The following is a 19946-nucleotide window of genomic DNA, read 5'->3' as shown; positions in this document are numbered from 1 at the left end:
TCCAAGCACGAACGCGGTATTCATACTAGAAGAGCCAATGCTATAATGAAGTTGAATTTCTTCTGGGCTTCCTTTAATTGATTAGGGCGTGTCTGAGAACTCTGAGGACAGCAAATTTTGCCGAATTTTCGTTCCATGCAAGGCGCGTTTGTGAAGGCGTACCGGGGTACGTCAAGCAAACGGAACGAAGCAGGGGGCGAAAAGGCGGTGAAAGGTGCCACTGAACGGGTTTTCAGACACGCCCTACCTATATTTAAATAATGAATTCTTTCCATATCTAGCAACTGGGGAGTGCGGCTTCTTGATTGAGATATCAGGTTATCAAATGATCGATGAAATAGGCAGTTATGATGATATAAACCTATATAGAATGATTCGCCAAGCGGATAACATTACGGTTATCGCCAAAACCACATGTGACATCTATCCAGGACCAAACGTGGTTGCTGCATTTCAGCATGAGTATGAGTTGCTCGTTAAGCTCGGCGGACGAGGAACGTTAGAAGCGTACAGTCTGGAAATGTTAGCAGACAGACCTGTTCTGATTTTGCAGGATATCGGAGGCAGTACGCTAGATCGAGTATTGCGCACGCGCGATAACCCTTTTATGCATGAAGCGTTGCTGGCCATCGCAGTATCGGCAGCAGATAGCCTGATGCAAATACATCGTGAAAAAATAATACTAAATGAAATAACCCCCTTTCATCTCATCGCTAATCCCGATACCTATGAAGTGAAGTTTATTGATATTCGAATGTGTTCAACTGAACTTAACAAGAGTCCGCTTCCCTTAACAACAGGCAGGCCTGACTTCATTTTGTCCTATATCTCTCCAGAACAGACGGGCAGAACGGGAATGATCCCCGATTACCGCTCTGATTTCTATTCGCTCGGCGTTACCTTATACGAATGGATGTCGGGAAGCCTTCCTTTTGAATCACAAGATGTAATGGATGTTATATATCGGCATATTGCCAGCACGCCTGAACCTCTGCATAAGAGGTATCCCTCTATACCCGAGATGGTATCTGCTATTGTAAGCAAGTGTATGGAGAAGATGCCTGATGCGAGGTATATCAGTGCATTCGGGTTGAAGTCGGACTTGGAAGAATGTCTGAATCAATTCCAGTTATCAGGAGAAGTAGAAGCCTTTGCACTGGCAAGCCGTGATATTTCCGATCTTTGGAGGACTTCAAGCCATTATTACGGCAGACGCTCCGAGCAGCAATGCTTGCAAGATGCACTGCAGCGAGCGTCGTTAAGCGCTGCGGAGGTTATCTGGGTTAGCGGCAACGGAGGAATAGGGAAAACGTCCTTTGTGAATGAAACGCTTAGAAAGTCGATGCCGCTTGAAGTTTATTTTGTTACGGGCAAATTCAATCCGCAACAAACGGCAAAACCCTACGACGTATGGATTCAAGCCATTGACGAACTGGTTAGCCTTATGCTCATGGAGAGCAAGCTGCAGGCAGAGGTTTGGAAGCTGCGCATTATAAATGCCTTAAATGGGTATGGACAGCTGTTGATTGAATTGGTTCCAAAGCTGGAGCTGCTGATTGGAGAGCAGCCAGCGGTACTTTCATTGCCGCCAGTGGAAGCACAGCGCCGTTTTCACCTTATTTTGAGCCGTTTTATTCATCTATTCCTTCACCGGGACTGCCCGTTAGTTTTGTTCTTTGATGATCTTCAATGGGCGGATGAAGAATCGCTTCAATACCTCGCTTATCTGCTAGAGGATAGGGACATCAATCATTTACTCGTCATCTTAGCTTATCGGGATGGAGAAATTACGCCGCTGCATCCGCTGAGCCGTTTGGAGAATCATTTTGAAGAGCACAACACAAAGAACAGCCGTATTCATCTGGAGGCTTTGGAAGCCGCTGATTTAACCAGCCTTCTAAGCGACACCATGGGCTGCGAAGCTGCTGAAACCGATGAGCTGGCTGCTGTATTGCTCCATAAGACGGAAGGCAATCCTTTTTTTCTAAAGCAATTTATTCAGGATTTGGTTGATGATGAGCAAGTTATGTTTGATGAATCGAGCAGGCGCTGGCAGTGGGATTTGCAGCTAATTGCTGAAAGGAACGTTCCGGCCAATACGGCTGATTATATATCGGATAAGATGAAGCTTTTCCCGGATCAAATGGTTTATGTGCTTGGGCGGGCAGCTGTTCTTGGCACCAGCTTTGATGTAGATATGCTTGTTTCCATTACGAATCTACCCTTGCAGGAGCTTGGAGAAGTGCTGGAGAAAGCCGAGCGTGAACAATTATTGCAGCCAGTTAAGCTCGGAAACGGAAAAATTTATCAATTTCAGCATGATCGCATTCAGCAGGCTGCCTATCATCTTGTATCCGAGGATGAGCTTCCCGCATTGCATTGGAGAATCGGATCGCTGCTTGCGGACCGTGTAGCATTCACTGAAGATGCAAATGTATTCAAAGCCGTCAATCATTTCAATCAGGCATGGAAACAAATAGAACGTCTAGAGCAGAAGCTGGAACTCGCCGAGCTGAACTTAAAGGCGGCCTTGAAGGCCAAACAATCGACCGCATATGAGACATCACTAGGCTATTTGCGTCATGCTGCTGCCCTTATCGAAGAGGAATGTTGGAAAAATAGCTACTCGCTTGCCTTCCGAATATTCAGAGAACGCGCCGAGGCGGAATATTTATGCGGTCATTTTGCGAAAGCACATGATTTATTTAATTTGTTGATCAGCAAAGCGGAGACTAATTTAGATAAAGCGCTCGTTTGGACAATGAAAATTCAATTAGAGGCAACGAATGACAATTACGACGAGGTCCTTTCTTTGGGCCGTCAAACGTTGGAGCTATTGGATATTCACCCTCGTTTTGAGCCAAGCACATTCGAATTGACTGTGCAGTGGTTAAAGCTCAGAAGGAAAATTAAGAAACATTCGATAGCATCGCTGCAGCAACTACCGCCAATGACAGATGAAGTACGGAAAGCGGCTATGACCGCGATGGTCTATACGAGCAATGCCAGTTTTTTTGTAAATCAAAAAGGCTGGCTTGCTACTACGTTTACCATGGTCGAAATGACACTGGATTACGGCATGGCCCCGGAGTCTTCAATCGGTTTTGTCGGTTATGCCATGTTCCTGAATTTTCAGTTTCGGCATTATAAAGAGGCATTCGAATGGGGGATGCTCGCCTGTGAATTATCGAAGCCGTACCCTATACTGCATGTTAAGACGCTTACTTCATTCACCCTTTGTTACGACAGCTGGCGCAAATTTGATCCGATGATGCTAAAGACCTTTACCGAGCATGCTGGGAAAGTTGGACTAGAATCGGGAGATCTGTGGCACAGCAATCAAAGTGTATTAATTAATTGTGCAACTCTGCTGCAATATGGTCATCCGCTTAGTGATATTTATAACCGGTTAATTGCGCATTCAGGCGATTTTTTGCGCCATAATAATACGCTTCATTGGAAGCAAGCCGTTTTGCTTGCTACTCTCCTTGTCCGTTTAACGGGATATCGCGCGCCGAATGACCCATTTATGGAAACGGATATCTTTAGCGAGGATTTTGCCGGATCGGTGCACGGAGATCAATTTAATACGATTCAAGAGCTGGTTTGCACACTTCATTATTTGCCTGGCTATTTTTTTGGTCAGTATCAGGAAGCAAATGAGGCTTTGAAGAGAGCAGCCGAAATTATTTCTTCGCGTAATGATAACTATGAGAGCACCGTACAATATTTTTATGAATCGTTAGTGCTGGCACAGCTTTATGAGGATGCTTCCGTACAGGAGCAAAAAGAATTTTTGACAACTATTAAGAAGCATATGAAAAGAATGAAAGTGCTCTCTGCGCGTTGCCCAGAAAACTATAAGCATAAATATTTGCTCATTAAAGCTGAAATGGCACGGATTACACGAAAGAGCCGTCAAGCCGAGGCGCTGTTCGAGCAGTCGATTGAAGCAGCGCGTGCTTACGGATATATACACGATCTTGCAATAGCAGCGGAATGCCTTGCAAAATTTGCCCTTCGTCAAGGCAGGCAGCAGCTCGCGAAAATCTATATGACGGAAGCGTATGAAGCTTATATTGAATGGGGGGCGGCGGCGAAAGCGGCTGATCTGGAACAAAAATATGGGCATCTGCTCCACATCAGACGGGAGTCGGGCCTTGAAAGTGTTGATTATCTCTCAGCAGTCATGTCCGCGCAAGCATTATCGGGCGAAATGGAAATGAATCGTTTGCTCGATACGCTAATGCGTATCATGCTTCATAACGCTGGCGCGGAATATGGCGTGCTTATTTTTGGTCACGAAGACAATTGGGTTGTTGAGGCGTATGGAACAGCAGAGGAGCTTCACATTGAAACCGTGCCCCTTGCGGAGGAATCGGAAATCGCCTCAGCGGCGATTATTGGCTATGCAGCACGAACGAAAGAGGAAGTTGTCCTGCATGATGCAGCCCATGAAGGGATGTTCGTCCGAAATCCGTATGTTAAAAATAATGGATTAAAGTCGGTTTTATGTCTGCCTATCATGCATCAGAATAAACTGATTTGCTTGCTTTATATGGAGAATAAGCTATCGACGAGCGTCTTCACACCGCAGCGGCTTGATGTTCTGAAGCTGCTCGGCTCCCAGTGCGCCATTTCCATAGAAAACGCTAAGCTTTATTCGGGGATACAATATCTTAAAAATAATCTAGAGGTACAAGTCGTTGAGCGGACTCGCAGTCTTGAGAGATCGATGCAAGAGACGTCTGCTGCGCTTGCCGAAGCTTCTGTTTATGAGGAACGTAGCCGCATTGCCCATGATATTCATGATATTGTCGGTCATTCACTTACCTCGACGATCCTTCAGATTGAAGCTGGGAAGCGTCTGCTGCACAAGGACATGGAGGGCGGCATGCAGCGGTTGAAAGAAGCGCAGGATCTAGCAAGGCATAGCTTGAATGAGATCCGCGGCTCTGTCCATATGTTGAAGGAGGACAAGTTCGCTGACCTCGGACAAATGCTGAATCGGCTCATTCAGGATACAGAGCGCAATATGGAAGTAGAGGTTCATGCAGTGATTCAGCCTTTGCCGAAGCTGTCGACAGCGCATAAGAAGGCGATCTATCATGCGCTCCAAGAAGGGCTAACCAATGGCATTCGGCATGGGGGGAGCAAGGAATTCCGCTTTAGTTTGCAAACCGTCGGCACCTATTTGCAGTTCAGGCTCGAAGATTGCGGAATTGGAGCCCCTGAGATTGCGCTCGGATTTGGGTTAAAGGCGATGAAAGAGCGAGTGGAACAGCTGGGCGGAAGCCTCTCTATTGAATCATGGCCAAATCAAGGCTGTCTGTTAAAGATCGATTTGCCCTACAAGATACGTTTGAATGGAGAGAGGGAATGAATAAGATAACGATAGTAATTGCCGATGATCAGATGCTGACACGGGAAGGACTTCGAACCATATTGGACTTGGAAGATGATTTCGAGATCGTTGGCGTAGCTAAAAATGGGGAAGAGGCTTGTGAAATGGCAGAGACGCTTCAGCCACACCTTATGCTGCTGGACATCCAAATGCCGATTATGGATGGAATCACCGCTTTAAAACGAATTAAGCAGAGCTCGCCCAACATTTTTATTTTGTTTTTAACGACATTCATAGACGCGGATTATATTGTAGAGGGCATGGCGCATGGGGCAAGCGGCTATATGCTGAAGGATATGGACATCGATAAAATGATTGCCGCGATTCGTGATACGATATCCGGGCAGTTTATTCTTCCAGCCGCGGTTGCAGCCAAACTGGCTGAGAGGATGAACAGGTTTACAGAAGATCACGAGCAATGGCAAAAAACGAGCCAGGGCCACATCCAGCTGACAGATCGCGAGAAAAAATTGGCACAGCTTATTATACGCGGACTGAACAATCGAGAAATTGCTGATGCGTTGTTCATAGCCGAAGGTACAGCACGCAACTACATCAGCAATCTCTATAGCAAACTGGAAGTCGTTGATCGCGCTCAGGCGATTATTCGCCTGCAAGGCTTGATTTGATTGGCTTTAAGTGATGCCCGTATCCGCTGGGACAAGACGTTTTTGCATGCGCTGCTCATTCAGCAGCTCCATCATCCATGTTTCAATTTCTTTCGTATGCTGCGTGGCATAAGCTGGATTCGCAAGGTTGCGATTTTCTAGAGGATCTTCGGTTAAGTTGTACAGCTCAAATTCCTCAGGAGCCGGCTCCGTTTTCACTTGTGTCACCCACAGCGGGAACTGTTCACCTTTCGCAGCATCAGCTTGCAAAAAGGTTACATCTTGTACGCCTGGTTGGCTCCAAAATTGCACGTTGTCATAGTAACGGGAGTATTTCCACAATTGTTTCTTGCCATCGGTAATGATCGTCATGAGGACAGACTCAATGTGATTAGGCTGAACAACGGATGCATAGGCTTCCCCGAGTGGATTTACTTGGTGCTGGCCGCGTGTCACGTCGTCATCGGTCATGAAATATACAGGACTATCGCCGGTTACCTCCGGTTTTTGTTCCAAAATAATAGGAGTGAGGTCGCGCCCAACAAAAGGGCGGGCTTCGCTGAATCTCTTTTGCAAGCAGCATTGAATGGTATGGATGTCCACATTCGCAAGTCCAAGCATAGTAGGCAGCAAATCAACATGGCTTGTAAGGGTATCCACATTTTTATTATGCGGAAAAAGATGCTTATTATGAATAAGGAATGGCACATGCAGAAACTCTTCATAGGCACAGTACCATTTTTGATGAAGATTTCCGTGAGATCCGAGCAAATCTCCATGGTCTGAGGTGAAAATAACGATCGTATTGTCATAAAATGATGAGCGAGCAAGCGCCTCGTATACTTTTAACATTTGCTGATCGGCATTTTTTTGCAGCTGGTAATAAAGCTGACGGTAAAATGGATTGTCGATGATCGGCTGCAGCGCCTTAGGGTAAGTATCGCGATAGCTTGCTTGGCAGCGTGGTTTCGTAAGCAGCGATTCGTTCATCGTTGGCGGCGGGGAAACGGATGGTACCGTAGGCTCCACTTCGAAACGGAAGGCGGGCAGATGCGCGGTGAGCGCACCGTACAAAACAATATCATGCGGGTTAACGAAGGAAGCAATGACTAACCATGGCTTGGCATTTTTATCATTGCTTTTTTGACGATCAAGGTTTTCAAGCAGCATCACGGTTTCCTCACCATAAACCACATCGCGTCCGCTTATTCCAAAACCTGCAGAGGAGGCGGAATTACGCGGATTTTTTCCATTTGGCTCCGGACCAATCCAGTCAGAGAAGCCGAAGTCATCTAAGCGATTAGCTTGGTAATATAAGTCGGTTCGCTCTCTGTCAGGTACGCCTGTCAAAGGATCAAAGCTTGGAATGCTGTTGTGGGTGCCAGGGACGATAATATCAGCATTGGTTATATGCCATTTCCCTTTGTAGTGCGTCTGATAGCCGGCTTCGCGGAAATAGTCGCCCATCGTAGGAACGGTGTTTTTATCCAGCCAATGCACATCGGAATCGAAAGACTCTTTGGCGATTCCAACCGTTTGGCTGACGCCGTGGAGCGACGGGTAATGTCCGGTAAACAAGGTTGCCCGGCTTGGGCAGCATGCGGAGCTCCCGATGTAGTGCCTATGGAACTCCATAGAGTTTTCTTTCAACAGCTCCTGTGCGATTAGATTTTTTTTGCGCCATTTTTTTATTTCGGCGTTCTCATATACAGGGGGATAACGTTCCTCATCCACCAGGATGACAAGAAAATTAGGCTTATCGAGCTTTCGTGAAGCTTGCTGATTACGTTTCATGGCATACACACATCCTTGGCTAAAGACTTCACTTTAAATTATGCTGTAAAGCTTAGAAACAGTAATTTTCTACTGTTAGATGCGTAAGCATATGCGAAAAAGAAACAAGCTCACCTCATGAAGGAGGTGAGCTTGTTTCCTTTTTTTTAGGTTTTACTTTTCTGCTTTCCATTCAGCGATTTGCTGTTTGTATTGTACAAGAAGCTCGCTCAGTGATTGCTTAATAGCAGCAGCATCTTCAGCTTGAACCGCTTGCGCCAGCTTAATCTCTGCTCTAATAAACGCCATGTCAGCGCTGTCGGCTTCGCTAATAGTCGCTTCAGTCATTTGAACTGCCGTACCTGTATTCTTATCAAGCTGAACGACATCAGCTGGTGCAATATTTAGTTTAGTGGAATCTGAGATTTTCACTGCAGCAGTGCTCATTGATAAAGTTCCGACATTCTCCGATTTAGAAATAGAGATCGTTTCCTTGCCAGCTGAAATTGCTGGTATTGCTTCAACAGATGAAATGAGGTTTTTCATCGTGCTGCCGATCGTTTTCTCATATTGGTCTAATGTATCCTGCCAGTCCGCTAGTGTGTCAGGTGCATACTTTTTGGCTAAGTCGAGCGGATTAGTAAAGCTGTTGACCACAGCTACACCAGTCGTTGCATCTGCGGAGATGGAAGTGCTTGCTGTTACGTTTTGCAGCATAGAGAATTTTTCAGGTGCTGGCGCTTTAGACGCTGCATTCGAGATGGCAGGGCCTGCAACAGCGGACATTAATAAAGCAGATGAAAGGACAACTCTGGAAATAATCAACTTATGGTTCATGGTTTCACGCTCCTAATGGGTTTGTCTTACTCGTCTTACTCTACAAGAAGGCTGTGTCAGAACATTGGTGTATTTGTGGAAAAACGATGGCACGACCCCATTGCGATTGTGGGCTTGGTATACTTATAGAAGAAATGTTCAGGGGGTTAGTGAAGGTGAACAGCAATTATCGCATCGCCGTTGTGGATGATGACTTTCATATACGAAATTTAGTCGAGATTTATTTGCAGAAGGAAAATTACCAGACAATCGGTTTGGAAAATGCAGAGGACGCATGGGAGCTGTGGCAAACCAATCCTCCGGATCTGTGGGTGCTCGATATTATGCTGCCGGGAATGGATGGCTATGAACTATGCAGGCGAATTCGGAATGAGGCAGAAGTGCCCATTATTATGATTTCAGCCAAAGATACAGAGGTTGATAAAATATTAGGCTTGGAGCTTGGGAGCGACGATTATTTAGTTAAGCCGTTTAGTCCTCGCGAGCTGATGGCACGCATAAAGCGGCAGCTCCAACGCTGGTATAAAATTAACCAAGCCGAAGAAAACACGGCGAATGCTGCAACGCCATTGTCACGGCTGGAGCTTGGTGAGCTTCAATTGATGCTGGAGGAAAGACGTGTATTCTGGCAGGGCGAGGAAGTGGACATGACGAGCAAGGAATTCACGATGCTCAAGGTGTTTATTGAGCAGCCGAATCGTGCTTTTGCTAGAGCTGATCTGCTCACACTCGTCTGGGGCGACGATTATTTCGGCAGCGATCGTGCAGTCGATCATCTTATTAAACGAATACGAAAAAAAATAGAACATTTACCGATAGAGTCGGTATGGGGTCATGGCTATCGAATGAGAACGGATCGGGGTGTGTATTAATATGAAGCTCGTTCATCAAATTAATCTCGCATTTGGCATCGCGCTTGTGCTTGTTTTATCAATCACTGCGCTATTAATTCACTATGTGTTATTAGATCACTTTATGGTTGCACAGAAGGAAGAATTGAAGATGGCAAGCGCAACGCTGTCCGCTACTATGAAGACAGAAATGGTGACCCAATCAGCGAAAGATAGCCGGGTGACTCTTTCTGCTAGTGCATTGTCAATTAACCCATCCATTGAAGCCGTCGTGACGGATGCCCAAGGAAATATTATGCAAGAGGTATTGCCGATGCAATCCTTGCAGGCCGGTAAAGCATCGAGCACGGAGACAGCAGCCATTTCGAGCGTTGATAAGGTAGTAGATGGTACGGATAAAGGGTTTCTTGTTGAAGTGAACGCCATTCCGCAGGGTACTTTGACGCTCTTTACGCCGGTCAGCAAAATCAAAGAAATTGAACAGGCGCTGCTGAAACGTTTGCTTCTTGTATTCGGTTTGGGCGGAATGCTCATGCTGCTGCTCAGCCATTTGATCACGAGAAAGCTAATCAAGCCGCTCATGAAATTAAAGGAAGAATTGACAAAGGTGAAGAGCCGCCAGTTTTCCAAGGTGAAACGCGTAAAGGCAGGGGGGGAGCTTGGTTCTGTTGCACAGGTCGTTTTTGAAATGGCTGATGAGCTTAATCGCTTTAACCGTGCGCAAAAGCAGTTTTTCCAAAATGCTTCACATGAGCTGAAATCACCTTTAATGTCCATTGCGGGTTATGCGGAAGGCATTAGAGACGGAGTGTTTGAAGGTGAAGGTGTCTATAAAGGCTTGGACATTATTTTGAGTGAAAGTGACAGACTAAAAAATCTGGTGACCGAAATGACGTTGTTAGCGAAGCTGGACAGCGAGGAGGATATTTATCAGCCCTCGTTGGTGTGTTTAAAGGATTTGCTCGCTGAGACGATTGAACGTGTAAACCCTATGCTCGTCAAAAAAGGAATTACACTGCATCCAAGCTATGATGAGCATGAACAGCTGATTGTACGAGCAGACCAAGACAAGCTTCTTCAAGCGATGCTTAATGTTGTGACAAATGCGATTCGACATGCGGATAAAAATATTTATATTCATGCTTCGGCTAAGAAAGGCCGCATAGAAATATCGGTGTCCGATGATGGCGGCGGCATTCCGGATGAGCTGCTTCCTTATTTATTTCATCGTTTTGTGAAAGGCAAGGACGGGGAGTCTGGCCTCGGCCTAGCTATATCGCGAGCGATTGTGGAACGATGCGGGGGCCTCATTACTGCCGATAACCGCAAGGGCGGCGGTGCTATATTTTCTCTTGGATTTCCAATAGCCGCATGAGTAGGAGTAAGACATGCTCGATATTAAACATTCGAAGCTGCTGAAAATTTTACAAGGAGAAGCGGGTAGCATATTTTCATTTAAATCGTTAAACGCAATCCACAACCTCACCTGGTTGTGGATTTTTTACATTCATTGCAGTGATTAGGTCATGTATAATAAACAAGTTAAATGAAAAATATGGCTTTTAAACTATAGATAAGCTAGGTGATCATGTGTCGGTTCTTACCATTAATGAGTTAGAGAGATATACCGAAAACGTACTCGTATTTCCTGCCTTTCATATCGAAATTGCATGTCATGAAGTGGTCGCGCTTTATTCGAGCATGAATGTCCGAAATACGTTATTAGCGATGCTGACAGGAAAACTGCCGATTTCCAGTGGTGAAATTAAAGTGAATGAGCTGTCATTTGCAAATAACAGGAAGGGTTTTCTTAGTCAGATAGGTCTTCTGCTGTTGCAAGATGGCTCTTATGAACGGCTGACGGTCAAAGAAAACTTTAGTTTCTTTAAACAGCTATACGGTTCAAGCCTATCCATCGATGAAGCTGTCCGCATCGTCAAGCTCGATCTGAAAGCCAATAAGCGCCTAACGAAGCTGAGCCTGTCAGAGAAAAGGCGGATTCAGTTTGCACGCTTATTATTTCAAAATCCTGCTCTTTACATTTTTGAGGAGCCGGATCAGAATGTCGACCTCGAAACGAAGCTTGTTTTTCATAAGATGGTACATAGACTCGGAGAGAGCGGCAAAGCGATTCTTGTGCTCACGGGGAATATGGAAACAGCGCTTAGTGTGACGAGCCGGGTCTATCGACTGGATGAGAAGGGACTCAAAGCTTTTGATGTTCAAGATACAGAAGAAGAACCAAAATCAATATCTCCAGAAGAAGCGGATATAAAGGAAGAACCTTTGCCTTCGCATGCAGAAAGTGATGAGGTTCTTGAAGATGATGAGCCTATCGTTCAGCATGTCAGATTCGAGAAAATTCCGACACGAATGAATGACAAGATTATATTGTTTAATCCTCCGGAAATTGATTATATCGAAAGCAGTGAAGGACAAACGAATCTCTATATTAAAGGGGAGATGTATCCAACATCCTTCAAAATTAATGAGCTGGAAGAAAGGCTGCAGACGTACGGTTTCTTTCGTTGCCATCGTTCTTACATCGTTAATTTGCAAAAGGTAAGAGAAGTCATCACCTTCACTCGCAATAGCTATAGCTTGGTGCTTGATGATCATTTAAAGACTAACGTACCGCTGTCAAAAACAAAAATGGCTGAGTTAAAGGAAATGATCGGGCTTAAATAAGCGCCATTCACCGAAACCGCTGCTCCAAACCACGTGATTATTGCGCTATTCAGCCCGAAATAAGTATCATTCACCCCTTTGTATGCTCCATTCAATGCGATTATAATGCGCCTCTCTCTCCTCTCACCTAAGATGAAGGTAGATCGGATAAAACAACGGAGGTTGAGAGCGGCATGCAAAATATAATTGAAGTGACTTCATTAGAGAAATCATTTTCGAATTCCAGGGCGTTAAAGGACGTTTCCTTTAACGTAAGGAAGGGTGAGATTTTCGGATTTCTAGGACCAAGCGGATCGGGCAAAACAACAACCATCAAAATATTAACAGCGCAGTCGAAGCCGACCTCGGGGAGTGCCTATGTATTTGGAGTTCCCACGAGTAAATTGCGAGAAGAGAAGTATCGCAAAAAAATGGGGATCATTACCGACAATACGTCTTTGTATGCTCGCTTGTCTGTTTACGATAATTTGAAGTTTTTTTGTGACTTATACGATGTGCCCGAAGGCCGGATTCATGTCGTGCTGCAGATGGTCAATTTGGAGCAAGAGAGCAAGAAGATGGTATCTAAATTATCCAAGGGCATGCTTCAACGGGTCATTCTCGCTCGGGCTTTTCTGCATCAACCAGAGCTCTTGTTCCTGGATGAGCCCACATCAGCGCTTGACCCTGTGAATACGAAGCATATTTATGAAGGCTTGTTACAATTGAAAGCCAAGGGCACAACCATTTTTTTAACGACGCATGATATGAACGAAGCCGAAACTTTATGCGACCGCGTTGCTTTCCTAAACAATGGAACGATTCAATTGCTCGATGAACCAAAGAAGCTGCGTGAGCAGCATAGTGATGCAACCATTACAGTGGAGCTAACTGATGGGTCAACGGTTATTGTACCAAAGGGGTCTGATGGGGCGCAGAAGGTATTTGACTATATGAGCAAAAACCAAATTGCATCCATTCAATCCAATTTTCCGACATTAGGCGATATTTTTGTAGAAGTGACTGGGAGGAAACTATCATGACATTTTCAATGAAGCGAGTAAGGGCCATTTTGCAAAAAGACTATAAAGACGTATCTCGAAACATGTATATAACCACGACATTGATCCTTCCTTTAATCCTGGCTGCTTTTTTTGGGCGCGTTGGTGGGAATACCATTGATGTACATTATTTGATCATCAATATGGCCTTAATTTTAGTAGCTACTTATGTGCAGTCTTCTTTAGTCGCCGAAGAGAAAGAAAAAAACACACTGCGCGGACTCATGCTGTCACCGGCGAGCATTTTCGAAATTTTTTGCGGCAAAAGCTTGCTAAGCTTTATTGCGAGCACGGTTATTATTATTTTGTCTGCTTTACTTACCGATTATCATCCGAAAAACCTATTGGTCATTATCATCGCAATATTTTTATCTTCCGTTTTTTACTTGGGCTTAGGCACGTTCATCGGTTTGCTAACCAAATCGGTGATGGAAGCCTCCGTTGCGATCATGCCGGCATTTGTCATTTTTGCTTTTGGGTCATTGATTACACCGTTGATGGATCAGTATCCAATCCTGACCGTTGCCAAGTTCATGCCGAACCTGCAGCTGATTGAATTAGCAAAACAAGTGGAGGCTGGTGCGGGGCTGGTAGACGTATTGTCCCATTTAGCTATCATTTTTGTTTGGATTATTGCGATGTATGCTGTCTGCTTGTACGTATACAAGAAACGTATGGTGGATGAATAAAGCAAAGTAGTATATGAAATGGTGGACGGAGCAGCATAATTTTGCTGCCGCTTAAGCCAAGAGAACCCGGACCGCTTGCGGCCGGGTTTTTCGACATTTTCCTGAATCAAAGAATTGTAAGCTGGTGTATTCTCATGCATAATTGGAGTATATTGTTACTGCTCGTATATTGGCATTTACAGACTGGAGAGGCTTCGATGTATAAAGTAATTATTGTCGATGATGAAGCGGTTGTCCGAATCGGATTAAAAAATACAATCAATTGGAATGAACATGGCTTCGAATTGATTGGTGATTACGCTAACGGTCGAGAAGCGTGGGATGCCGTAGAATTGGATAGGCCGGAGCTTGTTATTTCAGACATCAGTATGCCGTTTATGGACGGATTAGAGCTGGCTGGTTTAATTTCCGCTCAATTCCCGTATATAAAAATGATTATATTAACGGGCTATGACGAATTTGAGTATGCGCAGCAGGCGATTCGGCTTAAAATTTCTGATTTCATTCTGAAACCGATTACAGCGCAAGAAATACGTCAGCTCCTGGATCGAATTAAAGCAGAGATGGATGAAGAGAAGCAGCGTCGTGAAGATCTGGGCAGGCTAAACAACCAGCTGGAGCACAGTCTTCCGCTGCTTAAAGAGCGATTTCTAGAGCGTTTAGTTGCGGTTGGTTTAGGGAAAGTGGAAATCGCAGAACGTTTTGCTTATTTCAACCTGCCGCCGATATCACCGCTATATTTGGTCATGGTCGTAGATATCGACGATTTTGGCGACAGAGAACTGTCCTCCTATGAGCATGATGTCGAATTTTTGCGATTCGCTGCTTATGATATTTTTAATGAAACGCTGGACCGAGAGCATGTGCTGACCTTCCGAACCCGTGAGGAGCGGATGGTTGCCATCATTTTTGGACATGACAGTGAAAGCCTCCTGTATGAACAAGGATTTTCGCTTGCTGAGGAGGTCCGCTATCATATTGAGAAATATTTGAAATTTACAGTGACGATAGGAATCGGACGAACATGTACGCTTGCTGAACAGCTGCCGTTATCTTACAAGAGTGCGTTGTCGGTGCTGGACTATCGTTTTCTGCTAGGTAAAAATAGAGTGCTGAGTATTATTGATATTGAAGGAAAACCTTTCGGATACATGCCGCTGAGCCATGACCTCGACCGCAAGCTGGCTGCTGCTGTTAAGACAGGCGCCATTCAAGAAGCCTACCAATTGATTGAACAAGGGGTGGCAGAGCTGAAAACCTCTCTTGTTCCAGTGGAAGCTTGTATGCTGCAAATGCAAAAGGTTGTTCTCTCGCTGATGAACTCTGTACAGGAGCTAGCCGTTCGAGAGCAGGAATCACCGTTTGAGCAGCAAATGAAGCTGATGAACGTGTTCAAATTCAAGACGCTGGATGAGGTTGAGATTTGGCTAAAGGACATGGTAAGCTCCGTTATTTCTACTATAGCGGATAACCGTAATTATTTGACCAACATGCAAATTCATCGCGCGGTGGAGTATATCGATACAAATTACGCGAATGAAAAGATGTCGTTGCAGGACTTATGCCGTCATGTGCTCATGAGCTCAAGCTACTTCAGTCTCGTGTTCAAACAGCATACAGGAGAGACGTTTATTGAGTATTTGACCGGTGTAAGGGTGGCCAAGGCAAAGGAGCTGCTTCACAATTCGGCGATGAAGCTGTATGAAATTGCGGAGCAGGTGGGCTACAAGGACCCGAATTATTTTAGCATTTTATTTAAGAAGCACACAGGTATAACCCCAAAGGATTACAGAGAGAAACAAATAAAGGGGAGCGGAGCCTAACATGCTCAAAGATCGGTTCTTTCCTTTGTTTCCGCTAAAAAGCATTCAATCCAATATATCTTTAGCTTTTTCTATGCTGATTTTGGCTGCTATCGTATTAACAAGTCTAGTAAGCTATCAAGTTTCCGTAGCGGCGGTTGAGCGGAATTCGAAAGGCTACATTGAGGAAATTATTAAGCAGGTCAACCTAAATATTCAATCGTATGTCGACAATATGGAAAATATTTCACTGCTCGCTTTAACGAATAAGGACGTCAAGTATTACATATCGGATAATAACTTCATCAGCGCAGAGAACCGCCGTACGTACGAGAAGCAAATTTCCGACTTGTTCCAGGCGATCTTGTATACGCGCAAGGACATTGCATCCATTATGGTGTTTGGATACAATGGGCGATTTGTTTCTGACCGCCGAATTACTACCTTAAATCCAAATACAAAGACAGAGGATCAAGAGTGGTATCAGCTGGCAAAAGCGGCAGGCGGCAGGTCCGTCGTTTCTGCTCCTCATGTACAAAGCTTAATTGAAAACGAATACCGCTGGGTCGTTTCTCTGAGTCGAGAGCTTAAGAGCACAGATGGAATTAAGGCGGATGGCGTACTCCTCGTTGATCTAAATTTAAGTGTCATTAATGACATTTGCGAAAATATTAACCTCGGCAAAAAAGGTTATCTCTTCATCGTGGATAACGAAGGTCATATCGTTTATCATCCGCAGCAGCAGCTCATCGATAGCAAATTGCGTACAGAGCGTATTGCAGAAGTTTTGCAGGCTCCAAGCGGTCAATCCTTCGTCGTGAACGAGGGTGGAGACAAACGTATTTACTCCGTGCAAGACACGAACTTTGGTTGGAGAATTGCCGGAGTGGCTTATTCAGATGATTTAATTGCAAACAAAGAGGGTCTGCGTAATTCCATTATTTTTTATTCCTTATGCGGCTTAGCCATTACGCTGCTGATTTCTATAGGATTGTCACATCGCTTATCCAAGCCTATTAAAGTATTGCAATCCGACATGAAGCAAGTAGAGAAGGGCAACTTCAATATTCAGACGGAAATTGGCCAAATGAATGAAATCGGACAGCTGGGTCGATCTTTTAACTTAATGGTCAGCCGAACCAAGTTTCTCATGGAGGAAACGATTTTAAATCAGGAAAATAAGCGAAAGAGCGAGCTGCTGCTACTTCAATCGCAAATCAATCCTCATTTTTTATACAACACTCTCGATTCGATTGTGTGGATGGCCGAGCAGAAGCAGCACGAGGAGGTCGTTCTGATGACATCTGCTTTAGCTAAGCTGTTCCGCGCAAGCATTACGAAGGAAAAAGAGCTGGTTCCGATTCGAGTGGAAATTGAGCATATTACGAACTACTTGCTTATACAGAAAATGCGCTATAACGATGAGCTTAATTATGTCATTGATATGGACGAATCAATTCTTGACTATAAAACGTTAAAAATATTGCTTCAGCCTTTTGTAGAAAATGCGATCTATCATGGCATCCGGAACATGTATGGCATGGATGATGGATTAATTACGATCCGCGGAAGGCAGGCAGGCGATCAAATTATTTTTGAGGTAGAGGATAACGGCCAAGGGATGTCAGCGGAACAGCTAGGGAAGCTTCTCTACAGCAATTTGGAGGATAACGCCAACCAGGGCATCGGGATACGCAATGTAAACGAGCGAATCAAGCTTTATTTTGGGCATGAGTATGGCATTCAAATTCGCAGCGAAATTGAAGAGGGCACCTGTATTACGATCGTAATACCGAAGCTCGATTAAGGGGGAAGCAAAATAATGCGAAAGCATCGATTTACGCTGCTGCTAGTTGTGGCAATTGCGATGATTGCCATCTATTTTGTATTCAACTTTAATCTGCTTTTTGGTGTTAACCATGAGGAGAAAAATGTTACGGTCATTTTGAAATCCTTAAATATTCGACTTGATTTCTGGCAGGCAGTCAATCAGGGTGCGGAAGCAGCAGCTAAGGAAACGGGGCTAAACCTGAGTGTAGAAGGTCCGCTTATTGAAGGCGATTCCAATGCTCAGATTCAAATCTTGGAGGATGCGATCGCACGGAAGCCGCAAGCGATTGTCATTGATATGGTAATGGATAATCGAATGCCAGCTATTCTTGCAAAGGCGCGCGCTGCAGGCATCAAGCTGGTCATTATTAATCATTCTCCGAGTATGAAGCCTTCTCCTATTGTTGTTTCAAGCAATCATAAAGAAGCAGGACAACTAGCAGGACAAACCTCCATTCAGGAAACGGACGGTGATCCGAATATTGCCGTTATTAGTGATTACGCGAGCTCGATTATTTCGCAAGAGAGGCTGGAGGGAATGCGCCTTGCATTGAAGGGCTACAAAGCGAGTGCAATGGAAACCTATTATGCAGATGATTCCGAGGATCAAGCCTATGAAATTGCCAAGCGGCTGCTTCGAAGCGATTCCGGCATTAATACATTTATTACACTCAATCAATCCGCGTCACAGGGGGTTGCAAGGCTGCTGAAGGAGTATAACAAGGCAGGTGCTATTAATCTTATTGGATTTGATAGCACCAGTGATGAGGTTCAATTGCTGGAGTCAGGCATTATGACAGCTTCTATTGTACAAAAGCCATTTAATATGGGTTATCTTGGCGTGAAAGCGGCGCTAAAGCTAATTGATGGAGAAAAAACCGAGCCTATCACCTATATTGAATCCAATGTCATCACGAAAGAAAATATGTACACAACGGAAAATCAGAAGCTGCTATTCCCATTTATAACGAGTAAGTAGATTCCTATTTGGAAGGATAATATAACCCTATGCAGCGAAAACGCTATGGAACTAAGCCTCTTATGGTTGCTATCAGCCTTTTGTTAATTACAGTAGTTTCCTCATCGTGCATGAACGAGAACCCAGAGCCAGTTGCAACTCCGAAGGAGGAGCGGGCGTTGATTCGGTTTGTCGCCTCTGAATACAGTACGGAAACGAAGCCGCTGCTTGAGAAGCTGGTAAAAGAGTTTGAGAGGAAAAACCCTCTCATTGATGTAGAGCTGCAAGTAGCCAACTGGGATATACTTGATGGAATCTATACGACTATGATTAGCAAAAACCAGCCTCCCGATCTTCTGAATACGAATGTGTATGCCCATTACGCCAAGGATGGCTTGTTAAATAATATGGATGATATTATATCGCCTGAACTAGCGAATCGGCTGTATCCGAACTTAGTAGATATGGATCAGATAGACGGGGTGCAATACGCAATTCCATACGTTGCTACTACACGGAACTTATACTACAACAAGGAGCTGTTCCGCAAAGCGGGCATTGCTGCCCCTCCGACAACGTGGTCGGAGCTAGAGCAGGCCGCAATGAAAATTAAAGCGCTTGGCGCAGCAGACGGCTTCGGAATTGACCTGTCGGACAATGAGACACAGGCGACTTTGTCTTATATATTTTTTGGTTCGGGCGGAGATTGGATTAAAGATGGGAAATGGGCCATTAATTCACCGACCAATGTGGAAGGATTGACTTTTTTTAAAGAGCTGTTTGATAAAGGCTTGACTGAGCCAGAGCCGAACATAACGACTCGCGACGAGAAGCAGCGAATTATGGGCGGAGGCAATCTTGCTATGATGATATCTGGCAATTATTTCTCGGCAGTCGTCCCCAAAGAGTTTCCGGAGCTGGAATGGGGAAAGGGTCCGATTCCAGTAAAGGATGGTACATCGCCAATTACGTTTGGTGTACATGATCTGCTCGTGTCCTTCAAAACTGATCATACCAATAAAGAAGCGTTGTCCAAGTTTCTTGACTTCCTTTATGAAGATCGAGCTTATGAAGAAATGATTAAACGCGAAGGGTTTCTTCCCGTTACGACGACGGTGGGCACCAAGCTGTCGGAGAAAAGCGAAGTGGTCAAAAGCGATTTGGAAGCGTTAAGCAAAGCGAGGTTTTATCCGGCGAAGGAGCCTGCTTGGCAAGCGGTGCTTGATTATACCCGTAAGCTAGGTGAAGCTGTTTTATATGAGCAAATGACGCCAAAAGCGGCATTAGATGAATTGCAGTCTTTTGCAGAAAACAAGAGCAATCAGCAAAAATAAGCGCTATCTTAGCGAAATTACTCGAAAAATAGCTTTATATGCACGGAAGAGAAGATAATAAAGAATATATGGAAGATATTCAATAGAGATTATAGCCCTCCCAATTTATGATGAAATTACACGATGGAGCAG

The 19946-nt window shown here is 44.7% G+C and carries 13 protein-coding genes; 11 read left to right on the top strand and 2 right to left on the bottom strand.

Annotation, left to right across the window (positions count from 1 at the left end; all coding sequences use genetic code 11):
• The first annotated feature begins 301 nt into the window (after positions 1-301).
• Together AC1DM9_RS15670 and AC1DM9_RS15665 are read left to right on the top strand one after the other, a co-directional pair.
• A complete protein-coding gene (locus AC1DM9_RS15670; RefSeq protein ID WP_477580913.1) occupies positions 302-5383 on the top strand; it encodes an AAA family ATPase in 5082 nt (1693 codons plus the stop codon).
• The gene (locus tag AC1DM9_RS15665; RefSeq protein WP_477580911.1) at positions 5380-6033 is read left to right on the top strand and encodes a response regulator transcription factor; all 654 of its coding nucleotides are present in this window, start codon (positions 5380-5382) and stop codon (positions 6031-6033) included. Before AC1DM9_RS15670 ends, AC1DM9_RS15665 begins: the two co-directional genes overlap by 4 nt.
• 6 nt (positions 6034-6039) lie before the next feature.
• Here the strand turns inward: AC1DM9_RS15665 and AC1DM9_RS15660 are convergent, their stop codons facing one another.
• Both AC1DM9_RS15660 and AC1DM9_RS15655 read right to left on the bottom strand, forming a co-directional pair.
• Complete coding sequence (locus AC1DM9_RS15660) at positions 6040-7806, bottom strand: sulfatase family protein (RefSeq protein ID WP_477580909.1); 1767 nt, start codon at positions 7804-7806, stop codon at positions 6040-6042.
• 153 nt (positions 7807-7959) lie between these two features.
• Entirely contained in the window at positions 7960-8622 is a 663-nt protein-coding gene (locus AC1DM9_RS15655) for a hypothetical protein (RefSeq protein ID WP_477580907.1), read from the bottom strand.
• Positions 8623-8777: 155 nt separating this feature from the next.
• On the opposite strand from AC1DM9_RS15655, the gene AC1DM9_RS15650 reads away from it, so the two are divergent.
• From AC1DM9_RS15650 to AC1DM9_RS15610, 9 genes are all read left to right on the top strand, one after another.
• Positions 8778-9494 (top strand): response regulator transcription factor, encoded by a 717-nt coding sequence (locus AC1DM9_RS15650; RefSeq protein WP_339206184.1) that lies wholly within the window; start codon positions 8778-8780, stop codon positions 9492-9494.
• Between the two features lies 1 nt (position 9495).
• Complete coding sequence (locus AC1DM9_RS15645) at positions 9496-10848, top strand: sensor histidine kinase (protein WP_477580905.1); 1353 nt, start codon at positions 9496-9498, stop codon at positions 10846-10848.
• Positions 10849-11063: 215 nt separating this feature from the next.
• Positions 11064-12161, top strand: a complete 1098-nt coding sequence (locus tag AC1DM9_RS15640) for a LytTR family transcriptional regulator DNA-binding domain-containing protein (protein WP_477580903.1) — start codon at positions 11064-11066, stop codon at positions 12159-12161.
• Between the two features lie 173 nt (positions 12162-12334).
• Positions 12335-13183, top strand: a complete 849-nt coding sequence (locus AC1DM9_RS15635; RefSeq protein ID WP_477580901.1) for an ABC transporter ATP-binding protein — start codon at positions 12335-12337, stop codon at positions 13181-13183.
• Complete coding sequence (locus AC1DM9_RS15630; RefSeq protein ID WP_477580899.1) at positions 13180-13890, top strand: ABC transporter permease; 711 nt, start codon at positions 13180-13182, stop codon at positions 13888-13890. Before AC1DM9_RS15635 ends, AC1DM9_RS15630 begins: the two co-directional genes overlap by 4 nt.
• 197 nt (positions 13891-14087) lie before the next feature.
• A complete protein-coding gene (locus AC1DM9_RS15625) occupies positions 14088-15713 on the top strand; it encodes a response regulator transcription factor (RefSeq protein WP_477580897.1) in 1626 nt (541 codons plus the stop codon).
• 1 nt (position 15714) lies between these two features.
• Positions 15715-17499, top strand: coding sequence for a cache domain-containing sensor histidine kinase (locus AC1DM9_RS15620; RefSeq protein WP_441881132.1), 1785 nt, complete (start codon positions 15715-15717; stop codon positions 17497-17499).
• A 15-nt stretch (positions 17500-17514) separates the two neighbouring features.
• Positions 17515-18501 carry a substrate-binding domain-containing protein gene (locus AC1DM9_RS15615; protein WP_477580895.1) on the top strand — a complete coding sequence of 329 codons (987 nt, stop codon included), beginning with the start codon at positions 17515-17517 and terminating at the stop codon, positions 18499-18501.
• A 110-nt stretch (positions 18502-18611) separates the two neighbouring features.
• Positions 18612-19814, top strand: a complete 1203-nt coding sequence (locus AC1DM9_RS15610; protein WP_477580893.1) for an extracellular solute-binding protein — start codon at positions 18612-18614, stop codon at positions 19812-19814.
• Positions 19815-19946: the final 132 nt, after the last annotated feature.

It is taken from the genome of Paenibacillus sp. 01T431 (assembly GCF_056398625.1).
This window is presented reverse-complemented; position numbering and strand designations above follow the sequence as displayed.

What these genes read in the sequence shown, in the direction of transcription:
- AC1DM9_RS15620 (WP_441881132.1), top strand. Translation starts at nt 15,715, where the DNA reads ATGCTCAAAGATCGGTTCTTTCCTTTGTTTCCGCTAAAAAGCATTCAA.
- AC1DM9_RS15655 (WP_477580907.1), bottom strand. Translation starts at nt 8,622, where the DNA reads ATGAACCATAAGTTGATTATTTCCAGAGTTGTCCTTTCATCTGCTTTA.
- AC1DM9_RS15665 (WP_477580911.1), top strand. Translation starts at nt 5,380, where the DNA reads ATGAATAAGATAACGATAGTAATTGCCGATGATCAGATGCTGACACGG.
- AC1DM9_RS15660 (WP_477580909.1), bottom strand. Translation starts at nt 7,806, where the DNA reads ATGAAACGTAATCAGCAAGCTTCACGAAAGCTCGATAAGCCTAATTTT.
- AC1DM9_RS15610 (WP_477580893.1), top strand. Translation starts at nt 18,612, where the DNA reads ATGAACGAGAACCCAGAGCCAGTTGCAACTCCGAAGGAGGAGCGGGCG.
- AC1DM9_RS15645 (WP_477580905.1), top strand. Translation starts at nt 9,496, where the DNA reads ATGAAGCTCGTTCATCAAATTAATCTCGCATTTGGCATCGCGCTTGTG.
- AC1DM9_RS15635 (WP_477580901.1), top strand. Translation starts at nt 12,335, where the DNA reads ATGCAAAATATAATTGAAGTGACTTCATTAGAGAAATCATTTTCGAAT.
- AC1DM9_RS15625 (WP_477580897.1), top strand. Translation starts at nt 14,088, where the DNA reads ATGTATAAAGTAATTATTGTCGATGATGAAGCGGTTGTCCGAATCGGA.
- AC1DM9_RS15615 (WP_477580895.1), top strand. Translation starts at nt 17,515, where the DNA reads ATGCGAAAGCATCGATTTACGCTGCTGCTAGTTGTGGCAATTGCGATG.
- AC1DM9_RS15630 (WP_477580899.1), top strand. Translation starts at nt 13,180, where the DNA reads ATGACATTTTCAATGAAGCGAGTAAGGGCCATTTTGCAAAAAGACTAT.